The following is a 23,664-nucleotide window of genomic DNA, read 5'->3' as shown; positions in this document are numbered from 1 at the left end:
GTTCAACCCTCCTCTTCGGTGGGTGTGTTGAGTTCTCGTCGGAGACGTAGAGCTAAGACGTAGTGGTAGACCGCGAGTCCGAGGAGGCTTGTTCCGGCGATGAGGGAAACGGTTGTTCCTACGCTGAGGAAGATGATGCCTACGGCGAGGCTGATCAGCGCGACAACGGCGTGCGTTTTCCAGCCGGGTTTGCTGGTGTCTTTTTCGGTCGTCATGGTCGATTCTCCTTGTCGTTTGGAGCTTTTCGGAGGCTGTTGGCTTTGGTGAAGCTGTAGGCGGAGGCGGTGAGGGCGATGATTCCGGCGGTGATCATGTGTTTGGTGCCGATCGTGAAGTCCAAGGCCGCGACGGCGAGCGCGAGGACTCCGAAGATGCTGTGTTTCAACACCCTTGGCTTGTTGGTCATGCTCGACCTTCGCGGATAGCGGCGAGACGTTGGGAGGCGGCGCGGCGTTCGCGGCCGATGCTGAGTAGGTGCTCGAACAGTTGATCTTCGGGGAGCTCTTCCGCGGCTTGGGCGAGGGATCGTGCTGCTTCGCGGAATCCGCGGCGGTAGGCCTGGGTGAGGACGGCGGCGATGTTGTGCTCGAGTTCGGCGGAGGGGACGCCGATGGTGGTGATGTCGGTGAGTGCTTTGGTGAGCTGTTTCCCGAGGTGCCCGCTGGTGCGTCCTTCTTGCTGCAAGGTGGTGAAGACGTGGGCACTGTTGTGCGGTTTGCCGGCCAGAGCGAGTTCGGAGATGGCGGTGAACAGTGCCGCATTCACGGGCCGGTAGAAGTCTGCACTGGTCAGGGCTGCGACGGCGCGTTTCGCGCTTTCGGCGGGTGCCCAGAGCAGTGAGCACAGGAGTTGAGCTTCGACGTCGAGGGCGGTGCTGTATTCGTCGATCTCACTGTCGTTGTCGGTGAGGTCGTCGAAGTCGGGGGCGGTGGCCAGTGAGAGTGTCACGTCGGGGTCCTTGCTGTCGCCGGTGGGCATGGGAGGTCAGGGTCGCGGTGAGGTGAGTTGCCGGTGGCTGCGGAGGATCTCGGCGGCCGCGCGGAGGTTGCGGGCGGCCTCGGCGAGGTGGGTTGCGATGTCCTGGTCATGGCCGGCAACGTCTTCGGCGGTGTCCGTGCCGGGGGCGGTGTAGAGGGTGTGCAGTTCTTCGCGTGCATCACTGATTCCGGCGAGGGAGTCGTCGAGGGCGGCGAGCATGGTGCGCAGTTTCCGGTCGACGGATTCGCTGTCGCGGCGGAGCTCGGCGTCGAGTGCGCGGTCGACGAAGTCTGCGCCGGGGGTGAAGGTGAATGCTGCTGCGGTCATGGTGTCCTCGCTTCGCTGGTGAAAGTGTGTGGTCAGGCGGCCGTGGTGAGCTTCTTGATTTCGTCGGGGCGGAATCCACTCCAGTGGTTTTCTCCTGCGACGACGACGGGGGCTTGCAGGTATCCGAGACTCATGACGTAATCGCGGGCTTGCGCGTTTTCGGTGATGTCGATGACGTCATATTCGATTCCCGCTTTGTCGAGTGCGCGGTAAGTGGCATTGCATTGCACACATGCGGGCTTGGTGTATACGGCGATCGTCATTTTCATTCCCCCTTGTCGGTGATTCTTTATTGATTTCATTCTATCGAATAATGCGATATAGAACAATACTTTCGCGGCATTTCTTCGATTAGTTTCCGATTTATTTAATGACATCTTCAATCATTTTCACATTCTTTCTCTAATGCTGAACCGTGACATACGCAGCTACTTGCATTCGTTCTACCGGCACTTTCTCCCCTTCCCCTGGTATGTGCCGATATTCTGGTCTCGGCGGGAGTGAGCCAAGGTGAGCGTAGGAAAAAACATCCTAGCGCCTTTGTTCGAGCGTGCGAGTGGCGCGTGTGGATATTATTTCTGGAGCGGCCTTGACGCGCGAGTGTCGGGATAGAAGAATGTTCACACCGGGGCGGGTCGGTTCCTTTTCTTTGCGCTTTTATCGCGGTTAGGGTCCGGCTGCCGGGCGCTCTCTGGTGTGCCTGTGGTGGTGTCCGCATTCCGCCCTTCCGGTCCGCCGGTGGCTCTGACCGCCGGCCGGAAATGGAAGGTGCGGGGCGGAAGGGCGGACGATCCCCCACCCTGTCGGGTCGGGGATCGCCGCAACATCGGGTCAGTCGATCGCGACCTCGTCGGATGTGAGCTGTCCGGTGATGATTTCCTCGACGGCAGCGGGGGTGTAGCCCTGCCCCATCAGGAAACTGAGGTACCGGTCGGCGCCTCGCGGCTTGGATCGCCATGCGTCTTTGACCATGCGGGACTCTTGCGCGGCCAGCACCAGCGCGAGGGTGAGGACCGCGCGCGGGCTTCGGTCGCTTTCGCTGCCATCGCTGCGATGTCCTTGCCTGGGTAGACACTCGGCAAGCCCATCAGTTCCGCGAGGACTTCTCCGGCCTTGTGTTCGGTCAACAGGTGTGGGTCTTGCGCGATGGTCGCTGCAACGTAGGCCGCTGCGGCCCCTGGCGGGGTCTTGCGGGCGAGCAAGCTCGTGCGCAGAAACTCGCGCCGGACGGTGGTCGCGGACTCGGCCTGCTTGTTCAGCTCTCGGACTCGTCGCCGTTCCTGCTTCTCGGCCGCTTCCCGCTCGCGTTCGCGGCGGGCTGCCTCGGCGGCGCGTTCCTCGTCGGTGAGTGCGTCCTCGGCTGCCTCTTCGGCTTCGGGGGCAGCGCTGCGGACTGCTTCCATGACCGGCGTCAGTGCCAACCCTGCGCCCTTGTGGTCGTGGCAGAAGTACTCCGCTGTCCACTCTTCGCGCCACTCGACACCGTTGGCGTGCCGGAGTCCTTGCGCGGGTACGGCGTCGTCGTCCTCGGCGGTGTCCCAATCGATATCGTCCTCGTCCACCGGGTTTCCGGTCGCGGTGTCGCACAGCACGTCCGCGTAGACCAGAACCACGGACCAGAATTGCGGTGTGGCGTCGATCAACTCCTGTGTGACCTCGTTGCCGTCTGTGGTCAGTAGATCTTCCGGGGCCAGCGCGGACCTGTGGTCCGGTGCGGCTGTGAGGATGGTGAATCCTTTCTCGGCGTAGGGGGCGGCGGTCTGCGCGTACGCCGCTTCCTCTTCGCGGCGGTCCCGGATGCGTTGGGCTGTGTAGGTGAAGTTGTACGGTCCGGTGTTCAGAAGCATCTCGACGGCTTCGGTATCTCCGGCTTCCTCGAACTCGGCCACTACTGCGGCTTGCTCGAGGTCGAGCTGTCCGGCATCGAGGGCAGTGCGGGCTGCCTCGGCTTTCCCTACCGCTGCCTGGGCTTTCACATCCCTTTTGTCCATCGCGAGAGTCTTGGACACCTTCGTGATGGATGCGCCGAATTCGAGCATCTGCGCAACTCCTCGGGTGTGCTGAGCTGCGGTCAACCCTTCGCGGTGCCGGTTGGCGGTGATCTGCTTGCCGATCCGGTCGACGGCGCGGGCCTTGTCGCTTCCTTCGGTGTCGGGGTAGATCACGACGGGGATGGTGGTCAGGCCGGTTTCGCGGGCGGCGAGGGTTCGGCGCTGGCCGTCGCGGACGACGATCGTTCCGTCTGCGGTCCGGACTGCGCTGATCGCTTCGAGTACTCCGTTTTCGCGGATGGATTCGACGAAGTCGGGGGTCTGCGCCAGATCGACGCTGTCGCGGACGTTCTCGCCGATGTCGAGGGCGTCGGGGTGCAGCTGCGCGACCTCGAGTGCTGCGGCGGGGGTGGTGTGTGTTGCGGTCATCGCGATTCCTCTCGTAGACTTCGGGACACGACACCGGGCAGATATCAGCTGCCCGGTGTTGTGTTGTTTCCGTGGGGTTTTCGATCTCACGCGGTGGCCGGTTCCAAGATCACTTGATCGGCCGTGGGGTGGCGGTCTCGGCAGTTATCGGCCTCGATGTGTGCGTCCATCAGGGCGGAGGCGTGGCCGTGGTAGTCGAGTGCGATGAGCAACTCCACGAAAACGTCGATTTCGGGGCAGCAGTTGTGCTCGACGACGCTGTCGAGATATTCGGCTGTCTCGAACAACTTCGCCCAGGCATCTGCTTTCTCGCAGATGTTGTGCAGGTCGTAGCCGTACATAGTGGTCCCTTTCGGTCGGGTTGACGTTCTCGGTCATGTGGTTCTCCTTTGCGGGGGGTCGCTCAACCGCAGATGCAGTCCTCGTCGCCGGATCGTTGCGCGGTGCAGGCGTAGTCGCCGGGGTCCGGGTAGCTGCACATCTGCGTGTCGTCTGTCATTGCAGGGCAGGAGGTTTGGCCGCAGTCGCAGTTCGTCTCGTTGCTCGTCGGTTTTCCTTTGCTCTCGAGGTTCGTGGGCTGTGTCATTACTCGGCGTTGACGCACTGCGCAGCGTCGTCGTGCATGCGAGGGCAGGAGTAGTCACCGCACCCACAACTGAGTCCGGCGTAATGGATGGTTGCCGCGTTGTAGTCGTCGCCCTCGGTGTACTCGTAGTCGTCGCTCATCGGTGACCTTCCGTTCGTGGCTGGGGACCAATCCCGTGCCCCGCCAATTTTTTTGCCCTTCTGGCATAGGAGAGTTGGACCGGCATGAGGGGGCCGGAGTGCAACTGGTGAGCGGAAGAGTTTTTCTGCGAGCTTGCGAGTGCGGGTTGAAAAAGTCTTTCGAGCCGAAGGCCGGAGCGAAGCGGAGTCAGCGGTTGCGCGCAGGTCACCGCCGGTCAAAATCGGAAGGCCAGAAGGGAAAACAAATAGAACGCTTTTCCGGAACGGAGCGAAGCGGAGTTCTCTTCGGGGGACACCGCAGGTGGCCGGGCCGCCGGGCAGGCGGATGCAGTACGTGAGCTACCGGCTTGCCGTGACGAGCCCCTTGATCCCTGTACGCAGGCGTGGCGCGGTTCTAAAGTGGATTCCGTCGGGCCACCTCACGTGGTTCGACACGGCAAATGGGTCTCCGCATCGCGAGCGGACGACGTTCGACACCCCCGACCCATCGCCTTCCCCGGTCGGGGGTTTGAACAGTGAACGAGAGTGCAACACCCACATCGCGGCGGTTGATCTCGGACACACGATCCGCCGCGCGGACCCGCCTACCGGGTGTCATTTCCCCCGGGGGTGGGTCACCTGAACTGCGCACTGTCAGACTGCAACGGTTCGGTGCGCACGGCTCACCGACAGTGCGCTCACAGTCTCGCTTTGTCGGTGAGCCCCAGGCCCTGCGTCAGGGCCGACATTCCCAACCGAAATGCATGTGTACCCAGAAGGCATTCACGTCGGCGCTTCGGTGACAGCGTCGGCGGTCACCAGCATGTCGATCTCGACGAGGTTGGTTCCGCCGGCGTCGTTGACTCGCACGGTTACTCCGGCCAGCCATTGGCCGTCGTGCATTTTCGCCCAGAATTTCAAGGCCCCGTCGAGGTATCCGGACATGTAGAGCGCGGATGTTTTCACGCGCATGCTCACGTGATCGGCGCGTGATGCCCCTCCGCGTCCGAGCGGGAGCGCCCGGCCGATGTCGACTTTCACTGCCCTCGGCTCGTCGAATGTCCTGATCACGGGGTGATCGGGCCATCGTTCGGTCCAATGGTCGGTGTTGATCACAGTGCTGCTCTCAATGGTCGCGTAGCTGTGACGGTGTTGCCGTCGACGGCCGCCCAGCGGAGCTCTCCGCTCTCGTCGCGGATCTCCAGGCTCCCGGTGCGTTGTTGGAATCCTTTGCCGACGGCCGCGACGTCGAGCCGAACCCCCGTCACACGCCCTCTCCCCGCTGATAATCCTGTATATCCGGCCACCCGCGACGAGATCCGCAGATCCGGGCCGTCCCACTGCCCTTCTGTGACTATCAACAGCGATCCCTTACTCCTGGCGCGAGCGGCCACAGCTCGTCCGCGAGAGGGCGTTACAGCGCCACCAGAGAGTCCCAGGACAACCACGTCGAAGCCCTCCAGCAAAATTGCGGCGCAGTCGATTGCAGCGTCCTTCGGCTGGGCCACCAGCGCGACTTTCGCCAAGTCGCCACCTTGCTCGTGGAAGGCGAGAAGTCCGAGACCGGGCATTCCGATCACCGCCACGTGGCCGCCGGCGGCGGTGACGGTGGCGAGTAGTCCGATGAGGACCGAGGCTGCGCCGTCGACGCTGACGACGGTTCCTCGGGCCAACCCGCCGCGTGGGAGCAGGGCACCGATCGGAGTAGGGACGGGAAGCATCCGGAGGGTTGATTGCGCGGTGGCCACGATCGGAGTCGGCTCGCGCTCGCCGACGGGTTTGAGCATCACCGACGGCGTGGCTGGTTCGGTGCCGTCCGAGCGGGCGGGAATCGAGGCCATCTTGCGGCGTAGCTGTTCGAGCTTTTCTGCCTTGGTCAGCACTGTCGTTGCTGATGAGTGGGGCTGTTGGTTCATCGTCGCCCCGCTTTCCTGGATCCGCGCGCACTTCCCGCACACCCAGGATACTCGAACATAGGTTCGATAAGAATCGATCGAAAAAGAGTCCGGATCGCTACGGTCAGGCCGCCGGCTCGAGCAAACTCGGAGTGTTGTTCCTCGGAGAGTTCACAGCAGTCGAAACTTCGTACGGTTCGAGATGCGGCTCCGGAACGGAATTGATCATTCTCCTCCGATTCCCTCAGGGGCGACACCTACGTGACAGACACCGTTCACCAGGGGTATTTACCCAGTGGCACAACCGATTTCAGGAATCATCTCCAGGATAGAACGAACGATAAGCGGGTTACACGACGGTCTCATCCACCGCCCGCCAGATATAGATTCCCGAATCACCCACTGCACGTGGGCCATTCACACACCCGGGGAAGAGTCCGCGACAATGCATCACCCCCACCAGGAGGTCCGGGCGATCACCCACCTGCGAGCCGACCGTTGTCAGGGACCTGCAGGCGGACACGGCTTCCGGCAACAACCACAGGGATCGACAGTCCGTCACGGACAGGACAGTCACTACACGATGGCAGGACGTCGGGAAGAAACCGCGATATCTGACACAAGGCGAAACAAACGTCTGCCAGGATCTACACGGTGCCTGCAATCGCGCATCACTGCGACCACCTGGTAGATCAATAATCGTGACGCCCGGTTTCGGTACCTGCCCCACCGGGTAACCCACCATGACGGCGGAACGCTGCAACGGCGACGAGCCGCCGATCAGGGCCCTTCCCGGTGAGCACCAACCGGCAACGGCCTACGCGGATCCCTCAGAACCCGAGCACAAGGCGATCCGCCCGATTCGCCGACTGCCGTCACCAGCAGCCGGCGAATCGTCCACTCCACGCCCTCACCAACCCCGCGGCACGCACCACCGGTCAAGCATTCCACGAGGCAGAAGTATCGATGCGTTCACTTCGCAGGCTGCACAACACAGCCCGGCACCTCGACGGCGTCGACGCGGCGGACCATCGTCGACCAACCTCTACACTGTCGGAGTGCTCGCTCCTTGTCAGGTACGGGCACATGGCTCATCGGCGCAGCACTCACACGCCCACCCGATGAGCCACCCACACCATCGCGACCACGAGTTCACCCGGGCCTCGGCAGAACGGTCACATCGCGGCGGTTTCCGACAGCATCACACCCGGCACCCGGCTCTGCACGTCGAGCCGGGGCTGGACAACGCCATCTGCGTCGAGCACACAACCCAGATGGCCCTCTTTCGATGCGCGGTCCGTTACCCGTGCGACCACACGCCCTCGATTATAAACCGCATACCCGGTATGTATCGAGATCGAATCATATCGATACCCACTGGTAATCCTGCGCCGCTCGGCGGTTCGTCGGGTCACTTCGTCGTTTTGCCGGACCTACTAACGCCATCGGAACTCTCACGATCAACGAGCGCCTGCCGACGCTCCCATTCGTCCTGCACGATCTCGAGTCGTATCTCCTCGCATCGGCTCATCTCGCCCAGATTCGCCAGCCGGTCGCGTTCCTCGATCAGGTCCTGATCGCTCATTGCCCGTCTGACATCCTGCATCGTGTACACCCCTTCCGATCCGCACTCATTCGGATCGGTGTACCCACGAAAAGGCACTCCTCCACAGCCAGGCCGTCACTCCATCGCCGTACTGCTCGCACCGCTGACGTTTGAGACCGTCGGCCGCGAGGTAAATTCCTGTCGCGGCGAACGGTTCGGGTGAGTCGCGAACAGGCACCCACCAGCACGCTGGTCACTCACGGCGGTGGGTCGCCTGCTCCCGAAACGAGAGCACCACACGAGTTCTCCGTTTCCGCCGTCTCACGGAACGCCGACACGAACGAACCGCCTACGTCCCGGCGACGAAACACGACGACCTCATCCGCCACTGACCCTCCGGTGGCGGCAATCGCCACCACCCGCCGGGCAGCAACGCAGATAAAGAAGAACGCAGGTAAAGGAGCGCCCGAGATGAACAAAGTCTGTGTCGCGACCGCCCTGACCGGTACAGCCATCGCATTGATCGCTTGCAGCAGTACCTCCACCCAGGACACCACCAACGGACTCGTGACACCGCCCACCGGAATGATCACCGAAACAACCACGACCGCAGCCACTTCAACGTCCGCTGCTCCATCGACCGAGCCGCACCGCCTCGACGAAGCGAAACTCGCCGCGTTCGTCGCAGCCTTCCGCGCCCGCTACCCCGAACTGGCGCGAGAGCGCGAGGACCCCAGTATCGAAACCATCGCAGTACGCACGTGCGAAGACATCACCCACGGCCTCGACGAACAACGCCTCGCCAACGACATCCGATCACTGGCCTCCCACGACGGCACCGAACCCAACGAAACGGATGCACAACACATCTACCAGATGGTGACCCCCCTCTGCCCATGACACATTCCTTCGTCGACATCGCGAGCGACAACATGGGTCGCACGGACGCCCGCGACCACACCCGATGTGTAGTCGCCGACAGGGCGGGTAGCCCGAACCACATGAGTACCGTGACCGAATCCATCGATGTCAACGTCCCCCTACGCACCGTCTACGACCAGTGGACCCAATTCGAGTCGTTCCCGCACTTCATGTCAGGAGTGCGCGAAATCCGACAAACCGACGACGTCCACACACATTGGACCGTCGAGATAGCCGGACAAGTCAGAGAATTCGATGCCACCATCACCGAACAACACCCCGACGAGCGCGTGGCATGGAAATCCGACGCAGGCCCCAACCATGCAGGCGTGATCACCTTCCACCGATTGGACGATTCCCACACCAGAGTGACAGCGCAGATGGACATCGACCCCGACGGCTTCGTCGAGAACGTCGCCGACAAATTCGGAATTCTCACCCATCGCGTCAAAAACGACATGAAGAACTTCAAAGAGTTCATCGAGTCCCGCGGACACGAAACAGGCGCCTGGCGCGGGAACATCGAACGCCCAGAACAGATTCGCCCCGACGAAACCTGACCCTCCAATCTGTGACGGTAGAGTGACCGATCTGTCGAGCACAGCCCAGACCGAGAAAGGCACGGGTGCGGAGATCGGGAAGAAGTTGCTTCTCGACAGGATGGTGCCGGCCGCTACGTGAGGTCTCTGCGCTGCGCGTGCAGTCCAGCTCGCCAGGATTATCGGACGGGAGATCACGATGATCAATATTGCAATCCTCATAATTCTGTTATGTGCGGCTTTGGCTGTTGTTGCGCGCCTCGACTTTCGAGAGCGCTGATCAGATTGAATGCGGTATAGCCGAACGACGAGGGCACCCGGTGAGGGCTCCGGGTGGGTCAGCGCCGCGTATTCCGCCCTGTGCGCGATACGTGCCGTACTAGCGCGACGATCGCCTATTGCCACGAATTGTGTTGCGGGAATTGTCACGAACTGTCTTGCCACGACTTCGGGATCCGCCCGACAAAACGAGGGCTCCGGGAAAGGCGGATGGCCCGTGTGGTCGTTCGTCAGTAACGACCAGACGGGCCGCGCATGCCCTTTGCCGGCAGGAAAGGACACACAACTCAACTCCGGCCAGCGGTGTCGACAGATTCCGGATGGGAACTATCGACCCGCCGGCGGACACAGGGTTCGCCACCGCCATCAGGGGCGGATGCGCTCTCCGCATCTACGCCGCATGCAGAATACGAGGGGGCGCGTCCGGCGCACTCCGATTCGGCGCCGGCGACGCGTCCGCGCTGCCGCCTGTGACGACTTGACGCCACCACGCTTCACGTTCGGCGGATTCGGGCCACACCACCACATCGACGTCGCCGGTATCCATACGCTTACTCCTTCAGGTCATCTGCACAGCTTTTACCCAGCTCGCAGTCCTGTAAACGCCTCAGTGCCCCGCAGTCCTCCTCACTGCCCCGCAGTCCTCCTCACTGCCCCGCAGTCCTCCTCACTGCCCCGCAGTCCTCCTCACTGCCCCGCAGTCCTACAGTCCCGCAGCCGGTTCGGCCACCGTGGACACGTGCGCTACCCGATCTACTGCACTCGTGGCGGGGATCTTCGGGCACCATGTTCCGCGGTGCCCACCGGGAGGAAGTTTCGTGGGCAGCAACGACCCGCGATGGTCGTAGCGCTGGACGTACAACCCCCACTGCTGCCGCCGTTGGCGGCCGTCGCCGCCACGATCGCCTCGTTGTCCGAATCGAAAAGTTCTTCGGTGCTCGATCCGTCCGCGAACGTGAACTTGTACCGCTCCATGACACGACCTCATCGTCAGTCGAAACCAATTCGTAGACAGAGCATTCGGACAAACATGGAAAAGGGTGATTGCCGAGCCGGTCACACTTTTTCGCGCTTTCCGCCGTCCAAGGCCTGTACCCACACGTTGCTCGGGTACTCGAAGGAACATCCGCAGCGTGTGAGCGTCTCGGCAACCACCACAGAACAAGCACGGCAGCGCCCGGACGCGCTGTGTCCGAGGGTCCCTTGTTGCGCCGTCGGGGGCCGGGCAACGAGGAACCCGCCCACGCCCCCTAACGCCACACTCCCTGTCACTGCGGAGGGGAGCGTTGGGTGGCGCGGGGCCGCATCACCGGAACCCGATACGAGGAGCAGGGCACCACGATCGGCGGCACCCGCGCTGCAGGTTCGAGAATGCCCGCCGCGAGCCCGGTGAGCAACACCAACGCTGCCGGAGTGAGAGCATCGGCGAGGATCCGATCCGAATCCTCCACCACAGCAGCATAATCCAACTCGTGCCAGGGCCAGTTACCCAGCCTCTCCCACCCCGAGTCCCCGCGCCGACCCGCACCGGCTACCGCACACCCGCCCTCGGCGGTGCGGGCGGTCTCGATGTCATCGACCCGAACCATTTTCGCTGCATCCTCTCGAACCGTGCTGCTCTGGACTGCTGTTCACGCATCGATCTGCTTGCTCTCGAGCTTGTGTCCCACCTCCTTGCTGCTCCCGTTACTTCCGGCGCCGGTGATCTCGATCTTGCGAGGCTTGGCCCGCTCCGCGAGCGGGATCGTCAACCTCAGCACCCCCGCGTCGTAACCGGCCTCGATGTTCTCGGTGTCGAGGTTCTCACCCAGAAACAGTTGACGACTGAACACCCCGCGGGGCCGCTCGGCCGCGATCATCTCCTCCTCCCCGCCCCGAACCGGCCGCTCGGCGTGCACCGTCACCACGTTGCGATCCACATCGAGGTCGAGTGAATCCGGATCCATGCCGGGAAGATCGAACTCGACGACGAACTGCTCACCTTCCTGCCAGGCATCCATCGGCATCACCGCCGGCTGCGAGGCAGTACCCAACAGCTGCCGGGTCAGACGGTCGAAGTCACGGAAAGGATCGGTGCGCATCAACATTTTCGGTCACCTCCAGGAAAAGTCACTGGAACCGTTCACTGACTACCACCACCACATCCACCGAACTTCTACAGTAGATGCTGTAGATTTGGTATATCATTAAACACACATCGGATCAAGAGAAATTTCCGGCAGATTCTGAGCTGATTTCGGACGTTCCTCGGATGGGAGGACCACCATGGCGCGCAAAGCGGCTATCGCCGAACCCCCTGGCCTGTACGCGATCTCGGTGACATCGGAACTCTCCGGATTCACCCCCGGCACCCTGAGACTCTACGAACAGTACGGACTGATCACCCCCACCCGCACCCGCGGCGGCACACGCCGCTACAGCGACGAGGACCTCACCCGCCTGGGCCGCATCACCGAACTCATCGCCGACGGCATCAATCTCGTCGGCATCAAAAGGGTCCTCGAACTCGAAGACAGCACAGCGCTACTACGCCGAGACAACACCCGACTACGCGCAGACAACGCCCACCTCCGCCAGAGAAACGACCACACCACATAGAAACGATCAACGCCCGACAGAGAAAGGAAAGTCGCCATGAAATACGACCACACCCACGCAGCGCTCGACGCGGCACCGGGCGCCGACTACATCGACCACACCATCCCCGCCGACCCCAATGCGGTGGATTCCGTCGACGTCGAAGCCCTCGCAGCCGAACTCGACACACCATGGCCCGCGCCCGAATCAGACCTGATCGAACAGTCGATACCCGTGCACCTCGACGACGACCTATAGCCCCGCTCGAGTTCGGAATCGTCCCGCACCGAACGGTTCGGGGACGCTACGAACGGGCTCTGCCGGACGGGGATGGGAGTCGGCGTCCGGCAGAACAACAGTCCCGAGCCAGCACAGACCGGAACTATTCTCACCATGCACCCGATCCGCCGAAAGTACCAGCCCTCCCGCGCGTGAAGGTGCGAAACATTCCCTTGCAGTGCCGCTCTCGTAGTCGCGGAAAGCCAGAAGTTCCCGCCCGCGACGAATGCGCGATGCGTGCCTGTCAGCTAGCTCCATCGGCGAGCCCGTCCTCAGGTCTCGGTGATGCGCACACTGGCCAACAAATGTTCCGCCACCACCCGCAGTTTCGTATTGGAGCGCTGGGACTTGTCGACCAACATCTCGAACGCCGCATCCGCATCGACACCATGCACCGCCATCAACACCCCCTTCGCCTGATCGATCACCGCCCGCGACTCGAGCGCCTGCTCGAGCTGTAACGCCAACTGACGAGCACCCCGATAACGTTCCGTACTGCCGATCGCATACCCCGCAGCAGTGGTGAACAAATTCATCAACGCCACCTCCGACCGAGCGAACCCGTCCGAACGACTCCCGTACACGTTCACCGCACCTGCCCTCGCTCCGGGCTCGAGCGGCGGCAGCGGGATCGACAAGAAACTCTGAACCCCGAACCGCCGCGCCTCGGACGCAAGACCCGGCCACCGCTCACTGGCAGCGATCCGATCCGCCACCACGATCTCCGAACTCTCCGCAGCCTCGATACACGGCCCATCTCCGGACCTGTATTGAAGCTCGTCCACCAGTGCGACCTCGCGAGAAGTTCGCGCCGCCGTCGACGGTGTCCCTTCGTCACCAAGGATCGTCACCCCCGCCATGTCCGCATCGTCGATCAACTCGACAGCATGCTCACACAACCGATTCAGATACTTGTCGATGTGCTCGGCAGGGTTCAACGCCCGATACAGATCCTGCAACGCCTCCGCAGCAGCATCGAGCGGAGGAAACCACCGATCACCGACACCGGCGCTTCGCACGACATCCATCTCACACCTCACCCGGTTCGAGAGACCACGAACGGCGCACAACGACATGAGCAGGGGATCTCCAGTTGTCAACACCAAGCGAATGCCCGAACACCGCAGCTGCAAACCCGACAGGGACCCACGCCTGAGAAAAAAGGGGGGTTCACCGGCGTCGAGGTGTGAGCGCCGACGCCGGTGAACCCGTGCGCCCTATTTGATGCACTGCCCGTGCAGGACGCCCGCCCTTCGACGGTGACCCACCCCCGGCGAATGGACAGCCGGAAGGCAGGTCGTCTGTGCGGCTTCCCCGAAATCTCTTTCGAGCGTGTTCCCAGCGCCGCACTCCACAGATATCCCTCACACGACGAACGTAAACCCCACCTCGACCACACACCTTCACGGGTATGAGGATGTTTTCGGCGAAACGCTCTGACACGCAACCACATCACAGCCACAGGCCATCGCTCTCATCTCGAACAGGGTCTCTGGTTTTCGGCGACGTCCGGTGTCACCGATCTGTACACCACACCCACCACATGCGACGTTGCATCGGATGCAACATTGATGCATCTGCACTTCGGCATCGCCGATCGCAGTTCGAATGCACTCGGCACGGCCTCAGCCAGCTCAGGATTCCTGCGCGAACGGCAGCCGCAACGTAGGACCTATGTTGCATCCGAATCGGATAATGGCATCTTGACTTCATCGGCGGTCTTGTCGTTACGCAGCCCTCGAAAGGACGGGTGCCGAAGGCTGCCGCCGGTGTACTCCCTGTATTCCACGTCGCAGACGAGGACGGGACTCGACCAGGTCGCATTGCGGGTGACAGCTCTCGGCGGCTCGACGGCGAACGGGCTGATCGACTGTTCGAGCTCGACGAGCTTGTCTCGCAGTTCGCGGCGCTGTCGGTCGGTCAGGCCCGTACCGACGTTTCCGAGATAGACGAGGTTGCCGTCGTCGTCGTTGGCGCCGAGGATCAGTGATCCGACTCCCCCAGCTGCGCCACCCGATCCCGGAAGGAAGCCGCACAATACGGCCTCGGCATTAGCTCTCAGAGGCGTTTTGATCCAGTCACGAGATCGCTTGCCGGGCTGGTAGTTCGAAACAATATTCTTGGCGACAATACCTTCCAGATGGTGTTTGCGGGCTACCTCGAGCATGGTCGGCCCGTCCACATTGAGCCAGTGCGGTGGGACTTTGATGCGCGGGTGCTCGAGGCTGAGGTTGGCGAGCGCTTCGCGGCGTTCGAGGTAGGGCAGATCGGTGGTCGATGCGCCGTCGACGTCGAGGACGTCGAACACGTAGTACGAGGTCACGGCCTCGTTGCGGAGCTGAGCAGTGGGCCGCAGGACGTGCATTCGGCGTTGCAACAAGGAGAAGGACGGGACACCGTCGGGTCCGAGTGCGACGATTTCGCCGTCGAGGACGGTTTCGCGGTGGTCGAGCACAGAGCGGAGTGCATCGACAATCTCGGGGAATGATGCGCTGATGTTGTTACCGTTGCGCGACCAGAGCATCGGCGGCGCGGATCCTGTTGTCACGATGGCTCTTTGGCCATCCCATTTCGATTCGAAGGCCCAGCGCTCCCCGGTTGGTGGGTGCCCGAGTGTGGCGAGCATCGGCGGCACTGGCTTTCCTGTGGCGGCGCTCATTGCTCTACTGTGCGCGGGTTTGCACTGGTTTCGGCCGGTTTTCCGAGGTTGAGACAATAGTGAGATGAGTGGGACTGCAGAACCGGGCGAGGGTCAGGGGTGGAGTCCGGCTCCGGATGTGGGGCAGGCCGGCGCCGTCATCCTCAAGAGTGGCAGGTGGGCGTACCGATACAAAAAAGGTGTGGTTCCGATCTTCATGAGGATGCCGGAGCGCCCGGATCCGGCGTAGGAGTACAGCAGTGAGGCCCGCACCGAATCCGGTGCGGGCCTCGCCTGTTGGTTATCCCAACTGTGTGTTCATCTTGTTCGCGAACCATTCTGCGTCTGTTTCGACCCATGGGCCTTGCAGGCTGTAGCGGCCGCTGTTGTCTTGGACGTAGTGGGTGTAGCACTTGTTTTCGTGCCCGCAGTGTTCTTCGGTGCGGGGTATTACGACAAAGCGTGTGGGAGCGGATGTTTCGGTCATGGTGATGCCTTCCTGCGAGTCGGTAGAGTCGCTCCCCTGTCACCATGTCGAGGGTGGGCTGTCAACCCCGTAGAGCGAAGCGTGGGTTGACGGGTCGGGTCCCCGGCATGGTGTTCTGGGGCGACTTGTACGACGACTTTCTTGACCACTCGGGGCTGCGTAGCGGCAACGGCACCGGAGATGGCGTTCGGTTGTTGGTGTGTGACCGGCGGTGGGTGTGTGTGGTGGTGGGCACCTCCCGCTCGGTGCGCTGGCGGGGTGATTGTGCGGGAGCTGCGCAAGCTGGACCACGGGTGGTGTCGCGGTAGCTCTGGTTTGTGGTGGTGAATGAGGATCAGGTCGCCACGTGTGACCGATCTGCAAGGGTTGTTGCAGGTCAGGACTTCGGCTTTCGCTTCGGTCTGGTCAGTGTGGCGACCTGATGCTCGTCGCGGTGTTGATGGTAGTTCGGGGGTCTGACATTTGGTGAGGGCGTTCGAGGTCCGATGACCTCAATCAAATCGGGGTCCGGTGGGCGTCTTCGCGTTATGTGCGACGGTTTGCGCGCCGGGCTTGTGTGATGGGCGTGGGGTTCACGTTCGCCTGGCGTTGTTCGCCCTCGAATCGCGCCAGTTTGTAGCGCTGGATGTTTGTCTCGGACTTGTGCCTTGCCCAGGGGCGTAGCGCGGCGGCGAGGCCGGCCACTACAAGGGGGATGGCGGCGAATGCGAGGCCTATCTGCCATGTTGCGATGGAGTCGGGGATGACGAGGGAGTCGGGTATCGAGATTTCCATTCCCCCGCTACCGGTTTGAGGCCGGAATACGGTACCGATCATGATTCCGGCGACGAATGCGAGGCCGACGGCGGCGAGTAGTGCGATCAGTCGGATCTGGATCTCGTTCTTTCGGCTCATGGTGTCTTCTTCCCCCTGGTGGTGCTGTGGTTGTGCAGCTCGCTCCGATTGCTTTCGAGTATTGCAGCGTCCGGTGACAGTTTTCCGTCGCGCTTCATGCGGTGGTGGATTTCAGATGGGCCGTGACGGTGTCTTCGATGCGGGTTGCAAGGTCGATGTCTTCTCGTAGGGTTCCTGATGCATTGGCGGCTCCGAGGGTGCCGGCGCAGAGGTTCCATGCGAGTCGGTGTGTTGTGGGGGTGTCGGCGAGTTCGCAGGTGGTGATGGCTGTTTCGATGATGTCGCTGATGGCGTCGACCCAGCGTGCGAATGCTGCGCCGTTGTCGATGGTGGGTTCGAGGGTGAGTTTCATGCCGGCGCGGAGGTTGGTGTCTTCGCCGATGCGCTGTGCGAGCGACATGAAGATCGCTGTCAGCTTCTCCCCGGCTGTGATGCTCGAACTGGCCGCCAGTGCTTCGCTGATGGTTTCGGTGAGGGTGTGGTTCCAGTCCGAGATGAGGTGTTCGGCGATCGCTTCTTTGGATGGGAAGTGGTAGTACATCGCACCTTTGGCGAATTTTCCGGAACCACTGATGGTGTTGATGCTGGTGTGGCCGTATCCGTCGGTGTCGAAGTGCCGGGCCGCAACCGCGATGATCGCTTCTCGTGTTCGCACTGCGCGGTCCTGCATTGCTGAGTTCTTGCTGCCGACGGCGCGGCCGATCCGGGGTCGGGTTGGCGTGGTGGCAGTGCTTTCCGGCGTGGGTACCGGTTCGTTGGGGCTGTTCACAGGGATGCTCCTTCGACCATGCGGACGGCAGCCGGGTCGGTTCCGCGCCACATCAGCAGCAGATCGTCGACTCGTCTGGTGATGGTGTGGTTCTCGTCGAGGCTAGCTGCAACCTGTACAGCGCCGACGAATCCGGCGCAGAGTGTGTCTGCGAGCCTGGACATGCTTTCCGCGCAGTCGAGGGCGCCGGACCGGATCGAGTCGACGACGATCGGCGTGATTGCGTCGGTCCACGATTCGTAGGTGGCGCACGCATCACTGAGCGATTTGTCGACGGACAGGATGAGGCCGGCGCGGGTGATCGCTTCTGTTTGGGTGCGGCGGGCGAGTTCGCGGTAGATCATGATCACTTGCCGATCGGCGGGTTGCCCTGTCGCTGCGGCTTTCTCGACTGTCTCGGAGATTGCGGCGGACCAGCGGCGGAGCATCTCGCTCGCGATGGATTCTTTCTTCGAGAAGTGGAAGTACAGCGCTCCTTTGGTGGTCTCGGAGATCGCCAGGATGTCATTGATGCTGGTGCCTGCGTACCCGGTCCGGCTGAACAGGGTGGCGGACATCTCGAGGATCGCTTCTCGGGTGATTTTCGCTCGTGGCTGCATAGGTGGTCGGCCGGTTTTGCCGTGGTCGATGCCTTCGGAGCGGTCGGTATGATTGTTCATGGTCACAGGTGCTTTCTGTGGTCATCGGCCCTGACGGTGTTCGTAGCACTGTCGGGGCCACCCATTTGTTGGTGGGTGTGGGTCAGACGGTGGTGAGTTCGTGGTCGGCGGGGCTCTCGGCGGACCGGAGGTCGGGCAGTGGTGGGCTCGTGAATCCCGCTTCTCGTGCTGCGTTATCGAACTTCACGTACCGGCGCCATGCAGTCGATATTGCGACGGGGGGCTTCGACTCCAAAGCGATGGTTTCCCATGTGAGGTTCTGGTTCGTCAGCTTGCGGACCGCTGTGTCTTTCACGTTCTTCGCCAGATCCGAGCTGGCAATGAACGCCATGAGGTCGTCTATGCCGGGGTCGATATCGGCATGGGCTTCTTCGGCGTCTTGGCGGTGAGGGAACTCCGCAATGGTGTCTTGGGTGTCAATGTCGTCGAGGCCGTCATCCGTCATTTCGTCGACGAAAAACGGCTCCGCAAAGTCCGCAATAAGCTCCCCCTGGTCGGTCTGCATGTCCGCCGTTGTGGCGTCCTCGTTGCGTTCCACTTCCACCAGGTACGCCACATTGTGGGCAATCTTTTCGCCGGAACGAGGGTCGCGGATCGGTCCCCGGCCTACGGTGATGTCAGACGCAATACTCGTTGCTTCCTCGCTGTCGGTAGCGTTTTCGACGATCGCGCGGTAAGCGGCGTAGGCCATTCCGACTGCCTTCACCAGGATCGTGATTCCGTGCGTGAACGCCAAGACCAGGGCCGGCGGAATGATCGCAATGGCCGCTGCAATGGCCGGCGCGAGTGGAATGAACCCGAGGTCTCCCCCACCGTCGATCGACTCCTGTGCAGCAATTGCTGCGTGATAGGCGTGGTAGGCGTTTCCGAGGATGCTGATCACGACGACGCTGACGGCGAGTGCGATGTAGAAGCCTCTGTCGCGTTTGTTCATGCTGAGCTTGCTGATGATGACGATGGCGATGGTGGCGCCGAGGATGGCGCTGTCGACGATCGCCGGGAAGATCCAGGTCAGGTGTTCGGGGATCAGTGCTTGCCTGGCAAGGTCTCGTTGCACGGCGAAGGAAAGCACGAATGCGCCGGTAGTGATACCGAGCGCAATGACGATCGCGAGTGCGAGCGCAGCAAGCAATGCGCCCAGCTGAACACGGGCAGCTCTGAGGCTAAAGTCAGTCATGACTGGGTTTTTTCCTTCCAGGGGTTTCCCGGTCTGGAGCCTCGTCGGGTGCAACCGTCGAGGCTCCCTTTGTTTTTGCGCAACAGCGTCACAGGGTTATGAGCGACCACTGTTCGTGTCGGTCCACTGCTCGATCATTTCCTCGACGACGTCACGCATCTTCTTGCCGCTTCCCGCAACGGCAGCCTTAAAGCGCCGATGCAGCTCAGCGTCGATTTGAACAGTGAGTTTTGTGCGGTCTGCGTCCGGTTCAACGAAACTGGCCGTCACTGAGGGCGTTGCGATCGGTGGCGCGGACTTGCGAGGCCCGAGCGTCGGTGTCGTCTTTGCCTTGGGGATGCTCATGCTGTCAGCGCCTCTGTGATTTCGTCGACGACGTCGGAATACCCTTCGTCGTGCTTGGGGGTAGTGCCGAATGTCGACCGGATGCGCTCGCGCATGGGGATGACGGTGTCGAATCGGGCTGCATCGTTGCTGTCGAACGCTGCCTTGGCATCTTCGAGTAGGTTCGTTCCGAGACGAGCGGAGGTGATGAGGATGCCGTACGGCAAGCGCCCCTGCACCGAAGGCAGTGTTTCCCAGACTCGTGCAGTGTCGAGTCCAGTAGCGGCAGTGGGCATGATGACGAAGTGGGACGCTCCGATTGCGGCGTCGATAACTTGCCCGTCACCAGGCGGAGTGTCGATGATCACGACCTGATCGTCACCATCGGTGGCGTACTTCACCAGGCGTTTCATGTTCACGACGTGCACAGGGAACGGGAGCGGATCTCCGGCCTCCGTAGCGCGATCGGCCCAGTCGGTTGCTGAACCCTGCTTGTCCAAGTCGAGGACGACAACCTTCCTCCCCCGATTATGAAACGCGAGCGCAAGGTAGATCGCGCTCGTCGTCTTGGCCGTTCCGCCTTTGGTGTTGACCAGACTGATGATCATCGAGAAGCGCCCTTTCGCTCGTTTACAGCTTGCCAGTTTTACAGTTTGCAGCTTTCCGAAAAGCTGTAAAAACAGTTACCTGTAAAACAGGTTTCCGGCTTGCCATTTAGCTGCATACCCACTTAGCCGGTTTGCCAGGCAACCGGCTTGCCGTCTACCTGTAAGAGCAGCATACCGGTTTGCCTGATAGCTGTCTATACAGTTTTACAGCTTTCCGGTTTTCCGCGAAGCCATTTACCCACTTAGCCGTAAAGCTGTATAACTGTTTTTTCGAAATGAAATTCGTGCAAAATGCCAGCTCAGAGGGACTTCTAGGATTGGCAGGGGAGTGGAGAGATGGGAGAACTCGACATTCGGCATCCGCAGTACGACGGGGTCCGGTCCTTGGTTTGCCCGTTCCGTTGGCGTTGTTGCTCCATCTTGGATGGCGACTTTGCGTCCCATCGCGCATTTTGCGTCGCGGAGGACTCCGTTCGGAAACTGACGCAAGACTGTCCACCATGTCTTCGACAAGTGCCCGTATCCGAGACGTTGCGCAGTGACGGCCCGAAAAATATCACTTCATGTTCGACTTCGGCTGAGCTGGTGGTCGGCAGCGATTGCGGTCTGTTGTGTGCAGTGAGGCTTGACCCTGGGGGAGTGCACGGTCGTTGGTCGTAGGCGTAGGTGGCGGTCTCTTCCACATGGGCATGCCTCAACCGACCTCACGTCTACTCGTCTTCGGCGCTCTGCTCGATTTCGTCGCACCATTGTTGGTACGCAGGACTGAGCAGATACAAACAGACCGATGAGACGCCGATCTGGGCCCTAACCACCAGGCCCGGAAGGTCCCAGCGCAGGCCGCGGGTCGGTTCGATCCACCAATCCGTGGGCCGCTGCCCGAGCAGTTCGAACATCCGCTGCACCAGTGCATCGAAAACTTCATCCAGCTCAGGCTCCAAGTCGCTCTGACCGAGAACCACATCACTGGCACGGAAGGAGATCATATTGATCGCTCGCGACAATTCGGTTGTCGATATGTCCGCGACGAACACCGACACATCAGGGCGATTGACTTCGAGATCGGTCACGGCTGCTGGCACCTGCTCATCGAGGCCGCTGAACTGCCAACCGACCTGACCGCAGAACGGCGGCAGGTCATGGACGGTCCACGTCCAGTCGAACTCAGCGGCCGCGCGCACCGCCTGGGCAGCGCGTTCGATATCTGCTCGCACCTTTTACAGCTCTCTCTCGTAGTCAGAGTTGGTGGTTCGGTAGTGGCCGTCAAGGCGGTCGTAGCCTCCCACATCACGACGGGGTCAAGTACTCACAGGTAAGTCATGCCGCGGAGTCGCTCTTCATCCGAGACGATCTGTCCGGGCGGCGGTGTTTGCTGCACGACGTTGACTGTGCGGGCCAGGCTGTCACCAACCTGATGGCCGGGTACAACTAGGCGCGTTCCAAGAGGCAGCCTTCTCGCAGGGAATACTTGCGGAATGGGGTATTTCAAAGGACGCGTTGTGGTCGTTACCGGCGCCGGCGCGGGCATCGGCCGGCAACTAGCCATTCAACTGGCCACCCAAGGCGCAAAGCTCGCACTGATCGATATCGACCAAGGTGGCCTGGAGGAGACGGTCGAACTGGCCGGAATCAGTGCCAACTCGGTGATGATCTCGGCGAGGGATGTCACGGACCGAGAGGCAATGGGGGAGTGTGCCGCGGCAACGCTGGCCCAGTTCGGCCATGTTGATGCGATCTTCAATAACGCTGGCGTTCTGTACTCCGGAACCGTGGAGGATTCCGACTACTCAGACATCGAGCACGTGATGAATGTCGACTTCTGGGGCGTAGTCAACGGGTCGAAAGCCTTCTTGCCGTGCATTATTGCGTCGGATCGTGGGTCCATCGTCAACATCTCATCGGCCTTCGGCCTCATGGCCGCACCTGGCTACTCGGCCTACAACTCCGCGAAGTTCGCAGTCCGAGGGTTCACCGAGTCGCTCCGCCAAGAGATGCTTCTTCATCACCGCCAAGTAGCTGTGACTTGTGTGTTTCCCGGAGGAATCAAGACCTCGATTGCACGTACAGCGCGTGTGGCGACAACTCTCGACCATTCAGAGGTCGTCGAATCCTTTGAGAGTTCCATCGCAAGAACGGATCCAGCGGACGCTGCCAAGACAATCTTGCGTGGCGTGGAACGTCGCCGACCTCGAGTGCTGATCGGTAATGATGCCCGCATCGTCGACGTACTTACTAGGGTTGCCAGTTCGGGTTATCAGCGGATCATTCCAGCCCTCAAGTCCGGCTAGCACTTTTGGCGGACACCCAGGTCAGCGCCGCCCGCCGAAGGACTTAATACCTGTAACGGACAGTAACATTAAGTCTGTTTTGTCGGGTAGTGTTCCTCTGTTCGCATCCGCGGGGAGAGGAACTACGTAGTGGCAACAAAATGGTTGTTGATTGAATCGGTTGGCGGCGCGACACCGTCGATCATCGGTCTGGGAAGCACTCCTCGAAAGTTCACACCGTTGGACAAATTCTTCAAAAGCAAGGATTCCCTCGACGAGGTTTACAGCGTAATTGCCGAGGTCATGGCATCGCCTGACCGCGTAGATAGGGTCACGGCTGATGGACGCCGGCGTGTCGTTGTAGAGCCCCTGGTGACGTTTTCAGGACGCCTGCATGGCATGTACCTATGGACTGGCGGACCGGACGAAGTCGTTCCCGACAGGGACCCGGCCGGAGCCTGGTTGTTCAACCTGACGGCTAGCAAAGCCAGCGGAAGCAACGATCTGCTCGACTTGTACGGCGTTCCGGAGGATGAGAGACATACCGAGAAAGCGATGGCCGGCGCCTTCACCCGTCTCGTGACCAATCGCGATGAGGGCGAAGCATTGTCGAAGATCATCCACTCGGCTCCCGGAACTATTCATCAAGCGGTGTGGACAGTGAGGCGAGATGACGACGAGCTGCGCGCCGCCCACTTCTCTTGCCGAATGCTTGAAGAAATCGATCCTGTGACAGGCAGACCAGAAGTCATTTTGCGAGGAATAACGCAAGACATCGGCCCCGCGATCGACGTTGCGGCGGCTCCGCCCCCTGTGGTTCTCGAGTACAGGGTCCTCGAGGCTGCGACGGAGGAGGGGGAGTACCGAGCGATCGTCAATCTCAAGACGCTGCAACTCATTCGGTGGGTAGGCGATCCGATGCCAGACTTGGCGTGGGAATCGGTGGATGACCAGGTTAAACCTGGTATGCATCCAGAGGACTTGCCTGTGGCACTAGAGATGTCTGCGGGTTTGGCGCGGGGCAAAACGCAAGGCACCGTCCGGTTCAGACAGCTCGACGGGAAGTGGAAAGCCTGTAATGTGCGGGCGACATTGATGATGCTCGACCAGCACACCACCGCCGGTCTGGTCATGGTCCGCGCTGCTGCGGATTCGTAGCTTTTCACCAGTTGTCGATGCCGCGCTGACGAGCGCACAGTTCTGCGCGCGCGTCAGCAGCAGTTCTCCGCTCAGCGATCTGTCTGCGGCGGCGGACTTCCGCAGCATCCGGAACAGCTGCCATCGCTGCCCGTCGGCCGGGGGAGTCCTCGGTCGCGGCCATTGCGTAACGCGCACGTTCGGCCTCGAACTGCGAGGACTGTCGTTCACGTTCAGC

General features: G+C 61.4%; 32 protein-coding genes and 2 pseudogenes. 7 read left to right on the top strand and 27 right to left on the bottom strand.

The annotated features are described in order from the left end of the window. Nucleotides 1-2 precede the first annotated feature (2 nt). From ABIE52_RS33680 to ABIE52_RS33625, 12 genes and pseudogenes are all read right to left on the bottom strand, one after another. Nucleotides 3-215 (bottom strand): hypothetical protein, encoded by a 213-nt coding sequence (locus tag ABIE52_RS33680; protein WP_192713674.1) that lies wholly within the window; start codon nucleotides 213-215, stop codon nucleotides 3-5. Continuing rightward, nucleotides 212-406 (bottom strand): hypothetical protein, encoded by a 195-nt coding sequence (locus ABIE52_RS33675; RefSeq protein WP_192713741.1) that lies wholly within the window; start codon nucleotides 404-406, stop codon nucleotides 212-214. Before ABIE52_RS33675 ends, ABIE52_RS33680 begins: the two co-directional genes overlap by 4 nt. Further along, nucleotides 403-978 carry a DnaB-like helicase N-terminal domain-containing protein gene (locus ABIE52_RS33670; RefSeq protein WP_192713673.1) on the bottom strand — a complete coding sequence of 192 codons (576 nt, stop codon included), beginning with the start codon at nucleotides 976-978 and terminating at the stop codon, nucleotides 403-405. The genes ABIE52_RS33675 and ABIE52_RS33670 overlap by 4 nt, the downstream gene beginning before the upstream one ends. Nucleotides 979-984: 6 nt before the next feature. Further along, entirely contained in the window at nucleotides 985-1,305 is a 321-nt protein-coding gene (locus ABIE52_RS33665; protein ID WP_192713672.1) for a hypothetical protein, read from the bottom strand. 32 nt (nucleotides 1,306-1,337) lie between these two features. Further along, complete coding sequence (gene nrdH, locus ABIE52_RS33660) at nucleotides 1,338-1,568, bottom strand: glutaredoxin-like protein NrdH (RefSeq protein ID WP_192713671.1); 231 nt, start codon at nucleotides 1,566-1,568, stop codon at nucleotides 1,338-1,340. Nucleotides 1,569-2,216: 648 nt separating this feature from the next. Beyond that, a complete protein-coding gene (locus ABIE52_RS33655) occupies nucleotides 2,217-3,725 on the bottom strand; it encodes a ParB/RepB/Spo0J family partition protein (RefSeq protein ID WP_354541608.1) in 1,509 nt (502 codons plus the stop codon). Between the two features lie 86 nt (nucleotides 3,726-3,811). Then, on the bottom strand, nucleotides 3,812-4,066 hold the full coding sequence (locus tag ABIE52_RS33650; RefSeq protein ID WP_192713670.1) for a hypothetical protein: 255 nt from the start codon (nucleotides 4,064-4,066) through the stop codon (nucleotides 3,812-3,814). Between the two features lie 244 nt (nucleotides 4,067-4,310). Then, complete coding sequence (locus ABIE52_RS33645; protein WP_192713669.1) at nucleotides 4,311-4,451, bottom strand: hypothetical protein; 141 nt, start codon at nucleotides 4,449-4,451, stop codon at nucleotides 4,311-4,313. 762 nt (nucleotides 4,452-5,213) lie between these two features. Beyond that, the gene (locus ABIE52_RS33640; protein ID WP_192713668.1) at nucleotides 5,214-5,546 is read right to left on the bottom strand and encodes a hypothetical protein; all 333 of its coding nucleotides are present in this window, start codon (nucleotides 5,544-5,546) and stop codon (nucleotides 5,214-5,216) included. Next, complete coding sequence (imuA', locus tag ABIE52_RS33635) at nucleotides 5,543-6,346, bottom strand: DnaE2-dependent mutagenesis accessory factor ImuA' (RefSeq protein WP_192713667.1); 804 nt, start codon at nucleotides 6,344-6,346, stop codon at nucleotides 5,543-5,545. The genes ABIE52_RS33640 and imuA' overlap by 4 nt, the downstream gene beginning before the upstream one ends. 103 nt (nucleotides 6,347-6,449) lie before the next feature. Further along, a pseudogene (locus ABIE52_RS33630) lies at nucleotides 6,450-6,554 on the bottom strand (SOS response-associated peptidase); the annotation flags it as partial. Between the two features lie 1,182 nt (nucleotides 6,555-7,736). Next, entirely contained in the window at nucleotides 7,737-7,910 is a 174-nt protein-coding gene (locus tag ABIE52_RS33625; RefSeq protein WP_192713735.1) for a hypothetical protein, read from the bottom strand. A gap of 432 nt (nucleotides 7,911-8,342) precedes the next feature. Here ABIE52_RS33625 and ABIE52_RS33620 point away from each other — a divergent pair, with 432 nt between their 5' ends. Further along, the gene (locus ABIE52_RS33620; protein ID WP_192713734.1) at nucleotides 8,343-8,771 is read left to right on the top strand and encodes a hypothetical protein; all 429 of its coding nucleotides are present in this window, start codon (nucleotides 8,343-8,345) and stop codon (nucleotides 8,769-8,771) included. Nucleotides 8,772-8,872: 101 nt separating this feature from the next. Next, a complete protein-coding gene (locus ABIE52_RS33615; RefSeq protein ID WP_192713733.1) occupies nucleotides 8,873-9,352 on the top strand; it encodes an SRPBCC family protein in 480 nt (159 codons plus the stop codon). A 649-nt stretch (nucleotides 9,353-10,001) separates the two neighbouring features. On the opposite strand, the gene ABIE52_RS33610 is transcribed toward ABIE52_RS33615, so the two are convergent. From ABIE52_RS33610 to ABIE52_RS33595, 4 genes are all read right to left on the bottom strand, one after another. Beyond that, on the bottom strand, nucleotides 10,002-10,157 hold the full coding sequence (locus ABIE52_RS33610; RefSeq protein WP_192713732.1) for a hypothetical protein: 156 nt from the start codon (nucleotides 10,155-10,157) through the stop codon (nucleotides 10,002-10,004). A 206-nt stretch (nucleotides 10,158-10,363) separates the two neighbouring features. Then, complete coding sequence (locus ABIE52_RS33605) at nucleotides 10,364-10,585, bottom strand: hypothetical protein (RefSeq protein WP_354541607.1); 222 nt, start codon at nucleotides 10,583-10,585, stop codon at nucleotides 10,364-10,366. Between the two features lie 293 nt (nucleotides 10,586-10,878). Beyond that, nucleotides 10,879-11,199 carry a hypothetical protein gene (locus ABIE52_RS33600; RefSeq protein ID WP_354541606.1) on the bottom strand — a complete coding sequence of 107 codons (321 nt, stop codon included), beginning with the start codon at nucleotides 11,197-11,199 and terminating at the stop codon, nucleotides 10,879-10,881. A 42-nt stretch (nucleotides 11,200-11,241) separates the two neighbouring features. After that, nucleotides 11,242-11,697, bottom strand: coding sequence for an Hsp20/alpha crystallin family protein (locus ABIE52_RS33595; RefSeq protein ID WP_192713731.1), 456 nt, complete (start codon nucleotides 11,695-11,697; stop codon nucleotides 11,242-11,244). Between the two features lie 178 nt (nucleotides 11,698-11,875). On the opposite strand from ABIE52_RS33595, the gene ABIE52_RS33590 reads away from it, so the two are divergent. Both ABIE52_RS33590 and ABIE52_RS33585 read left to right on the top strand, forming a co-directional pair. Then, nucleotides 11,876-12,208 carry a MerR family transcriptional regulator gene (locus ABIE52_RS33590; protein WP_192713730.1) on the top strand — a complete coding sequence of 111 codons (333 nt, stop codon included), beginning with the start codon at nucleotides 11,876-11,878 and terminating at the stop codon, nucleotides 12,206-12,208. Between the two features lie 36 nt (nucleotides 12,209-12,244). After that, the gene (locus ABIE52_RS33585) at nucleotides 12,245-12,445 is read left to right on the top strand and encodes an Rv3202a family protein (protein WP_192713729.1); all 201 of its coding nucleotides are present in this window, start codon (nucleotides 12,245-12,247) and stop codon (nucleotides 12,443-12,445) included. A gap of 293 nt (nucleotides 12,446-12,738) precedes the next feature. Here ABIE52_RS33585 and ABIE52_RS33580 read toward each other — a convergent pair whose 3' ends face one another. Beyond that, the gene (locus ABIE52_RS33580) at nucleotides 12,739-13,494 is read right to left on the bottom strand and encodes an ANTAR domain-containing response regulator (RefSeq protein ID WP_192713728.1); all 756 of its coding nucleotides are present in this window, start codon (nucleotides 13,492-13,494) and stop codon (nucleotides 12,739-12,741) included. 644 nt (nucleotides 13,495-14,138) lie between these two features. Next, the gene (gene ligD, locus ABIE52_RS33575) at nucleotides 14,139-15,125 is read right to left on the bottom strand and encodes a non-homologous end-joining DNA ligase (protein WP_192713727.1); all 987 of its coding nucleotides are present in this window, start codon (nucleotides 15,123-15,125) and stop codon (nucleotides 14,139-14,141) included. A gap of 64 nt (nucleotides 15,126-15,189) precedes the next feature. Here ligD and ABIE52_RS33570 point away from each other — a divergent pair, with 64 nt between their 5' ends. Next, the gene (locus ABIE52_RS33570) at nucleotides 15,190-15,354 is read left to right on the top strand and encodes a hypothetical protein (RefSeq protein ID WP_192713726.1); all 165 of its coding nucleotides are present in this window, start codon (nucleotides 15,190-15,192) and stop codon (nucleotides 15,352-15,354) included. 51 nt (nucleotides 15,355-15,405) lie between these two features. Here ABIE52_RS33570 and ABIE52_RS33565 read toward each other — a convergent pair whose 3' ends face one another. From ABIE52_RS33565 to ABIE52_RS33530, 8 genes are all read right to left on the bottom strand, one after another. Beyond that, nucleotides 15,406-15,591, bottom strand: a complete 186-nt coding sequence (locus ABIE52_RS33565; RefSeq protein ID WP_192713725.1) for a hypothetical protein — start codon at nucleotides 15,589-15,591, stop codon at nucleotides 15,406-15,408. Between the two features lie 525 nt (nucleotides 15,592-16,116). Next, complete coding sequence (locus tag ABIE52_RS33560; RefSeq protein ID WP_192713724.1) at nucleotides 16,117-16,485, bottom strand: hypothetical protein; 369 nt, start codon at nucleotides 16,483-16,485, stop codon at nucleotides 16,117-16,119. Nucleotides 16,486-16,579: 94 nt separating this feature from the next. Then, nucleotides 16,580-17,254, bottom strand: coding sequence for a TetR family transcriptional regulator (locus ABIE52_RS33555; protein ID WP_192713723.1), 675 nt, complete (start codon nucleotides 17,252-17,254; stop codon nucleotides 16,580-16,582). After that, a complete protein-coding gene (locus ABIE52_RS33550) occupies nucleotides 17,251-17,913 on the bottom strand; it encodes a TetR family transcriptional regulator (RefSeq protein WP_192713739.1) in 663 nt (220 codons plus the stop codon). The genes ABIE52_RS33555 and ABIE52_RS33550 overlap by 4 nt, the downstream gene beginning before the upstream one ends. A gap of 82 nt (nucleotides 17,914-17,995) precedes the next feature. Next, complete coding sequence (locus tag ABIE52_RS33545; protein ID WP_192713722.1) at nucleotides 17,996-19,090, bottom strand: DUF2637 domain-containing protein; 1,095 nt, start codon at nucleotides 19,088-19,090, stop codon at nucleotides 17,996-17,998. A gap of 96 nt (nucleotides 19,091-19,186) precedes the next feature. After that, entirely contained in the window at nucleotides 19,187-19,435 is a 249-nt protein-coding gene (locus ABIE52_RS33540; RefSeq protein WP_054828181.1) for a plasmid partition protein ParG, read from the bottom strand. Further along, nucleotides 19,432-20,022: an AAA family ATPase gene (locus tag ABIE52_RS33535; protein ID WP_054828182.1), complete on the bottom strand. Its 591-nt coding sequence runs from the start codon at nucleotides 20,020-20,022 to the stop codon at nucleotides 19,432-19,434. The genes ABIE52_RS33540 and ABIE52_RS33535 overlap by 4 nt, the downstream gene beginning before the upstream one ends. 710 nt (nucleotides 20,023-20,732) lie before the next feature. Continuing rightward, a complete protein-coding gene (locus ABIE52_RS33530) occupies nucleotides 20,733-21,236 on the bottom strand; it encodes a DUF6301 family protein (protein ID WP_192713721.1) in 504 nt (167 codons plus the stop codon). A 261-nt stretch (nucleotides 21,237-21,497) separates the two neighbouring features. Between ABIE52_RS33530 and ABIE52_RS33525 the strand changes: the two genes are divergently transcribed. After that, nucleotides 21,498-22,310: an SDR family NAD(P)-dependent oxidoreductase gene (locus ABIE52_RS33525; RefSeq protein WP_192713720.1), complete on the top strand. Its 813-nt coding sequence runs from the start codon at nucleotides 21,498-21,500 to the stop codon at nucleotides 22,308-22,310. A 129-nt stretch (nucleotides 22,311-22,439) separates the two neighbouring features. After that, complete coding sequence (locus tag ABIE52_RS33520; protein WP_192713719.1) at nucleotides 22,440-23,447, top strand: GAF domain-containing protein; 1,008 nt, start codon at nucleotides 22,440-22,442, stop codon at nucleotides 23,445-23,447. Between the two features lie 4 nt (nucleotides 23,448-23,451). Here ABIE52_RS33520 and ABIE52_RS33515 read toward each other — a convergent pair. Beyond that, nucleotides 23,452-23,664, bottom strand: a pseudogene (locus ABIE52_RS33515) (replication protein); the annotation flags it as partial.

It is taken from the genome of Rhodococcus sp. OAS809, assembly GCF_040546695.1.
GTDB lineage: Bacteria > Actinomycetota > Actinomycetes > Mycobacteriales > Mycobacteriaceae > Rhodococcus_F > Rhodococcus_F qingshengii.
Note: the sequence above shows the minus strand (reverse complement) of the source record. Positions and strands in the feature narration are given on the sequence as shown.

Excerpts from the sequence above, each read along its gene's own strand:
- nrdH (WP_192713671.1), bottom strand. The coding sequence starts at position 1,568 with ATGACGATCGCCGTATACACCAAGCCCGCATGTGTGCAATGCAATGCC.
- ABIE52_RS33625 (WP_192713735.1), bottom strand. The coding sequence starts at position 7,910 with ATGAGCGATCAGGACCTGATCGAGGAACGCGACCGGCTGGCGAATCTG.
- ABIE52_RS33570 (WP_192713726.1), top strand. The coding sequence starts at position 15,190 with ATGAGTGGGACTGCAGAACCGGGCGAGGGTCAGGGGTGGAGTCCGGCT.
- ABIE52_RS33565 (WP_192713725.1), bottom strand. The coding sequence starts at position 15,591 with ATGACCGAAACATCCGCTCCCACACGCTTTGTCGTAATACCCCGCACC.
- ABIE52_RS33535 (WP_054828182.1), bottom strand. The coding sequence starts at position 20,022 with ATGATCATCAGTCTGGTCAACACCAAAGGCGGAACGGCCAAGACGACG.
- ABIE52_RS33645 (WP_192713669.1), bottom strand. The coding sequence starts at position 4,451 with ATGAGCGACGACTACGAGTACACCGAGGGCGACGACTACAACGCGGCA.
- ligD (WP_192713727.1), bottom strand. The coding sequence starts at position 15,125 with ATGAGCGCCGCCACAGGAAAGCCAGTGCCGCCGATGCTCGCCACACTC.
- ABIE52_RS33585 (WP_192713729.1), top strand. The coding sequence starts at position 12,245 with ATGAAATACGACCACACCCACGCAGCGCTCGACGCGGCACCGGGCGCC.
- imuA' (WP_192713667.1), bottom strand. The coding sequence starts at position 6,346 with ATGAACCAACAGCCCCACTCATCAGCAACGACAGTGCTGACCAAGGCA.
- ABIE52_RS33550 (WP_192713739.1), bottom strand. The coding sequence starts at position 17,913 with ATGAACAATCATACCGACCGCTCCGAAGGCATCGACCACGGCAAAACC.
- ABIE52_RS33680 (WP_192713674.1), bottom strand. The coding sequence starts at position 215 with ATGACGACCGAAAAAGACACCAGCAAACCCGGCTGGAAAACGCACGCC.
- ABIE52_RS33670 (WP_192713673.1), bottom strand. The coding sequence starts at position 978 with ATGCCCACCGGCGACAGCAAGGACCCCGACGTGACACTCTCACTGGCC.
- ABIE52_RS33615 (WP_192713733.1), top strand. The coding sequence starts at position 8,873 with ATGAGTACCGTGACCGAATCCATCGATGTCAACGTCCCCCTACGCACC.
- ABIE52_RS33580 (WP_192713728.1), bottom strand. The coding sequence starts at position 13,494 with ATGGATGTCGTGCGAAGCGCCGGTGTCGGTGATCGGTGGTTTCCTCCG.
- ABIE52_RS33560 (WP_192713724.1), bottom strand. The coding sequence starts at position 16,485 with ATGAGCCGAAAGAACGAGATCCAGATCCGACTGATCGCACTACTCGCC.
- ABIE52_RS33665 (WP_192713672.1), bottom strand. The coding sequence starts at position 1,305 with ATGACCGCAGCAGCATTCACCTTCACCCCCGGCGCAGACTTCGTCGAC.
- ABIE52_RS33545 (WP_192713722.1), bottom strand. The coding sequence starts at position 19,090 with ATGACTGACTTTAGCCTCAGAGCTGCCCGTGTTCAGCTGGGCGCATTG.
- ABIE52_RS33590 (WP_192713730.1), top strand. The coding sequence starts at position 11,876 with ATGGCGCGCAAAGCGGCTATCGCCGAACCCCCTGGCCTGTACGCGATC.
- ABIE52_RS33610 (WP_192713732.1), bottom strand. The coding sequence starts at position 10,157 with ATGGATACCGGCGACGTCGATGTGGTGGTGTGGCCCGAATCCGCCGAA.
- ABIE52_RS33595 (WP_192713731.1), bottom strand. The coding sequence starts at position 11,697 with ATGTTGATGCGCACCGATCCTTTCCGTGACTTCGACCGTCTGACCCGG.
- ABIE52_RS33540 (WP_054828181.1), bottom strand. The coding sequence starts at position 19,435 with ATGAGCATCCCCAAGGCAAAGACGACACCGACGCTCGGGCCTCGCAAG.
- ABIE52_RS33525 (WP_192713720.1), top strand. The coding sequence starts at position 21,498 with ATGGGGTATTTCAAAGGACGCGTTGTGGTCGTTACCGGCGCCGGCGCG.
- ABIE52_RS33600 (WP_354541606.1), bottom strand. The coding sequence starts at position 11,199 with ATGGTTCGGGTCGATGACATCGAGACCGCCCGCACCGCCGAGGGCGGG.
- ABIE52_RS33650 (WP_192713670.1), bottom strand. The coding sequence starts at position 4,066 with ATGTACGGCTACGACCTGCACAACATCTGCGAGAAAGCAGATGCCTGG.
- ABIE52_RS33605 (WP_354541607.1), bottom strand. The coding sequence starts at position 10,585 with ATGGAGCGGTACAAGTTCACGTTCGCGGACGGATCGAGCACCGAAGAA.
- ABIE52_RS33655 (WP_354541608.1), bottom strand. The coding sequence starts at position 3,725 with ATGACCGCAACACACACCACCCCCGCCGCAGCACTCGAGGTCGCGCAG.
- ABIE52_RS33675 (WP_192713741.1), bottom strand. The coding sequence starts at position 406 with ATGACCAACAAGCCAAGGGTGTTGAAACACAGCATCTTCGGAGTCCTC.
- ABIE52_RS33620 (WP_192713734.1), top strand. The coding sequence starts at position 8,343 with ATGAACAAAGTCTGTGTCGCGACCGCCCTGACCGGTACAGCCATCGCA.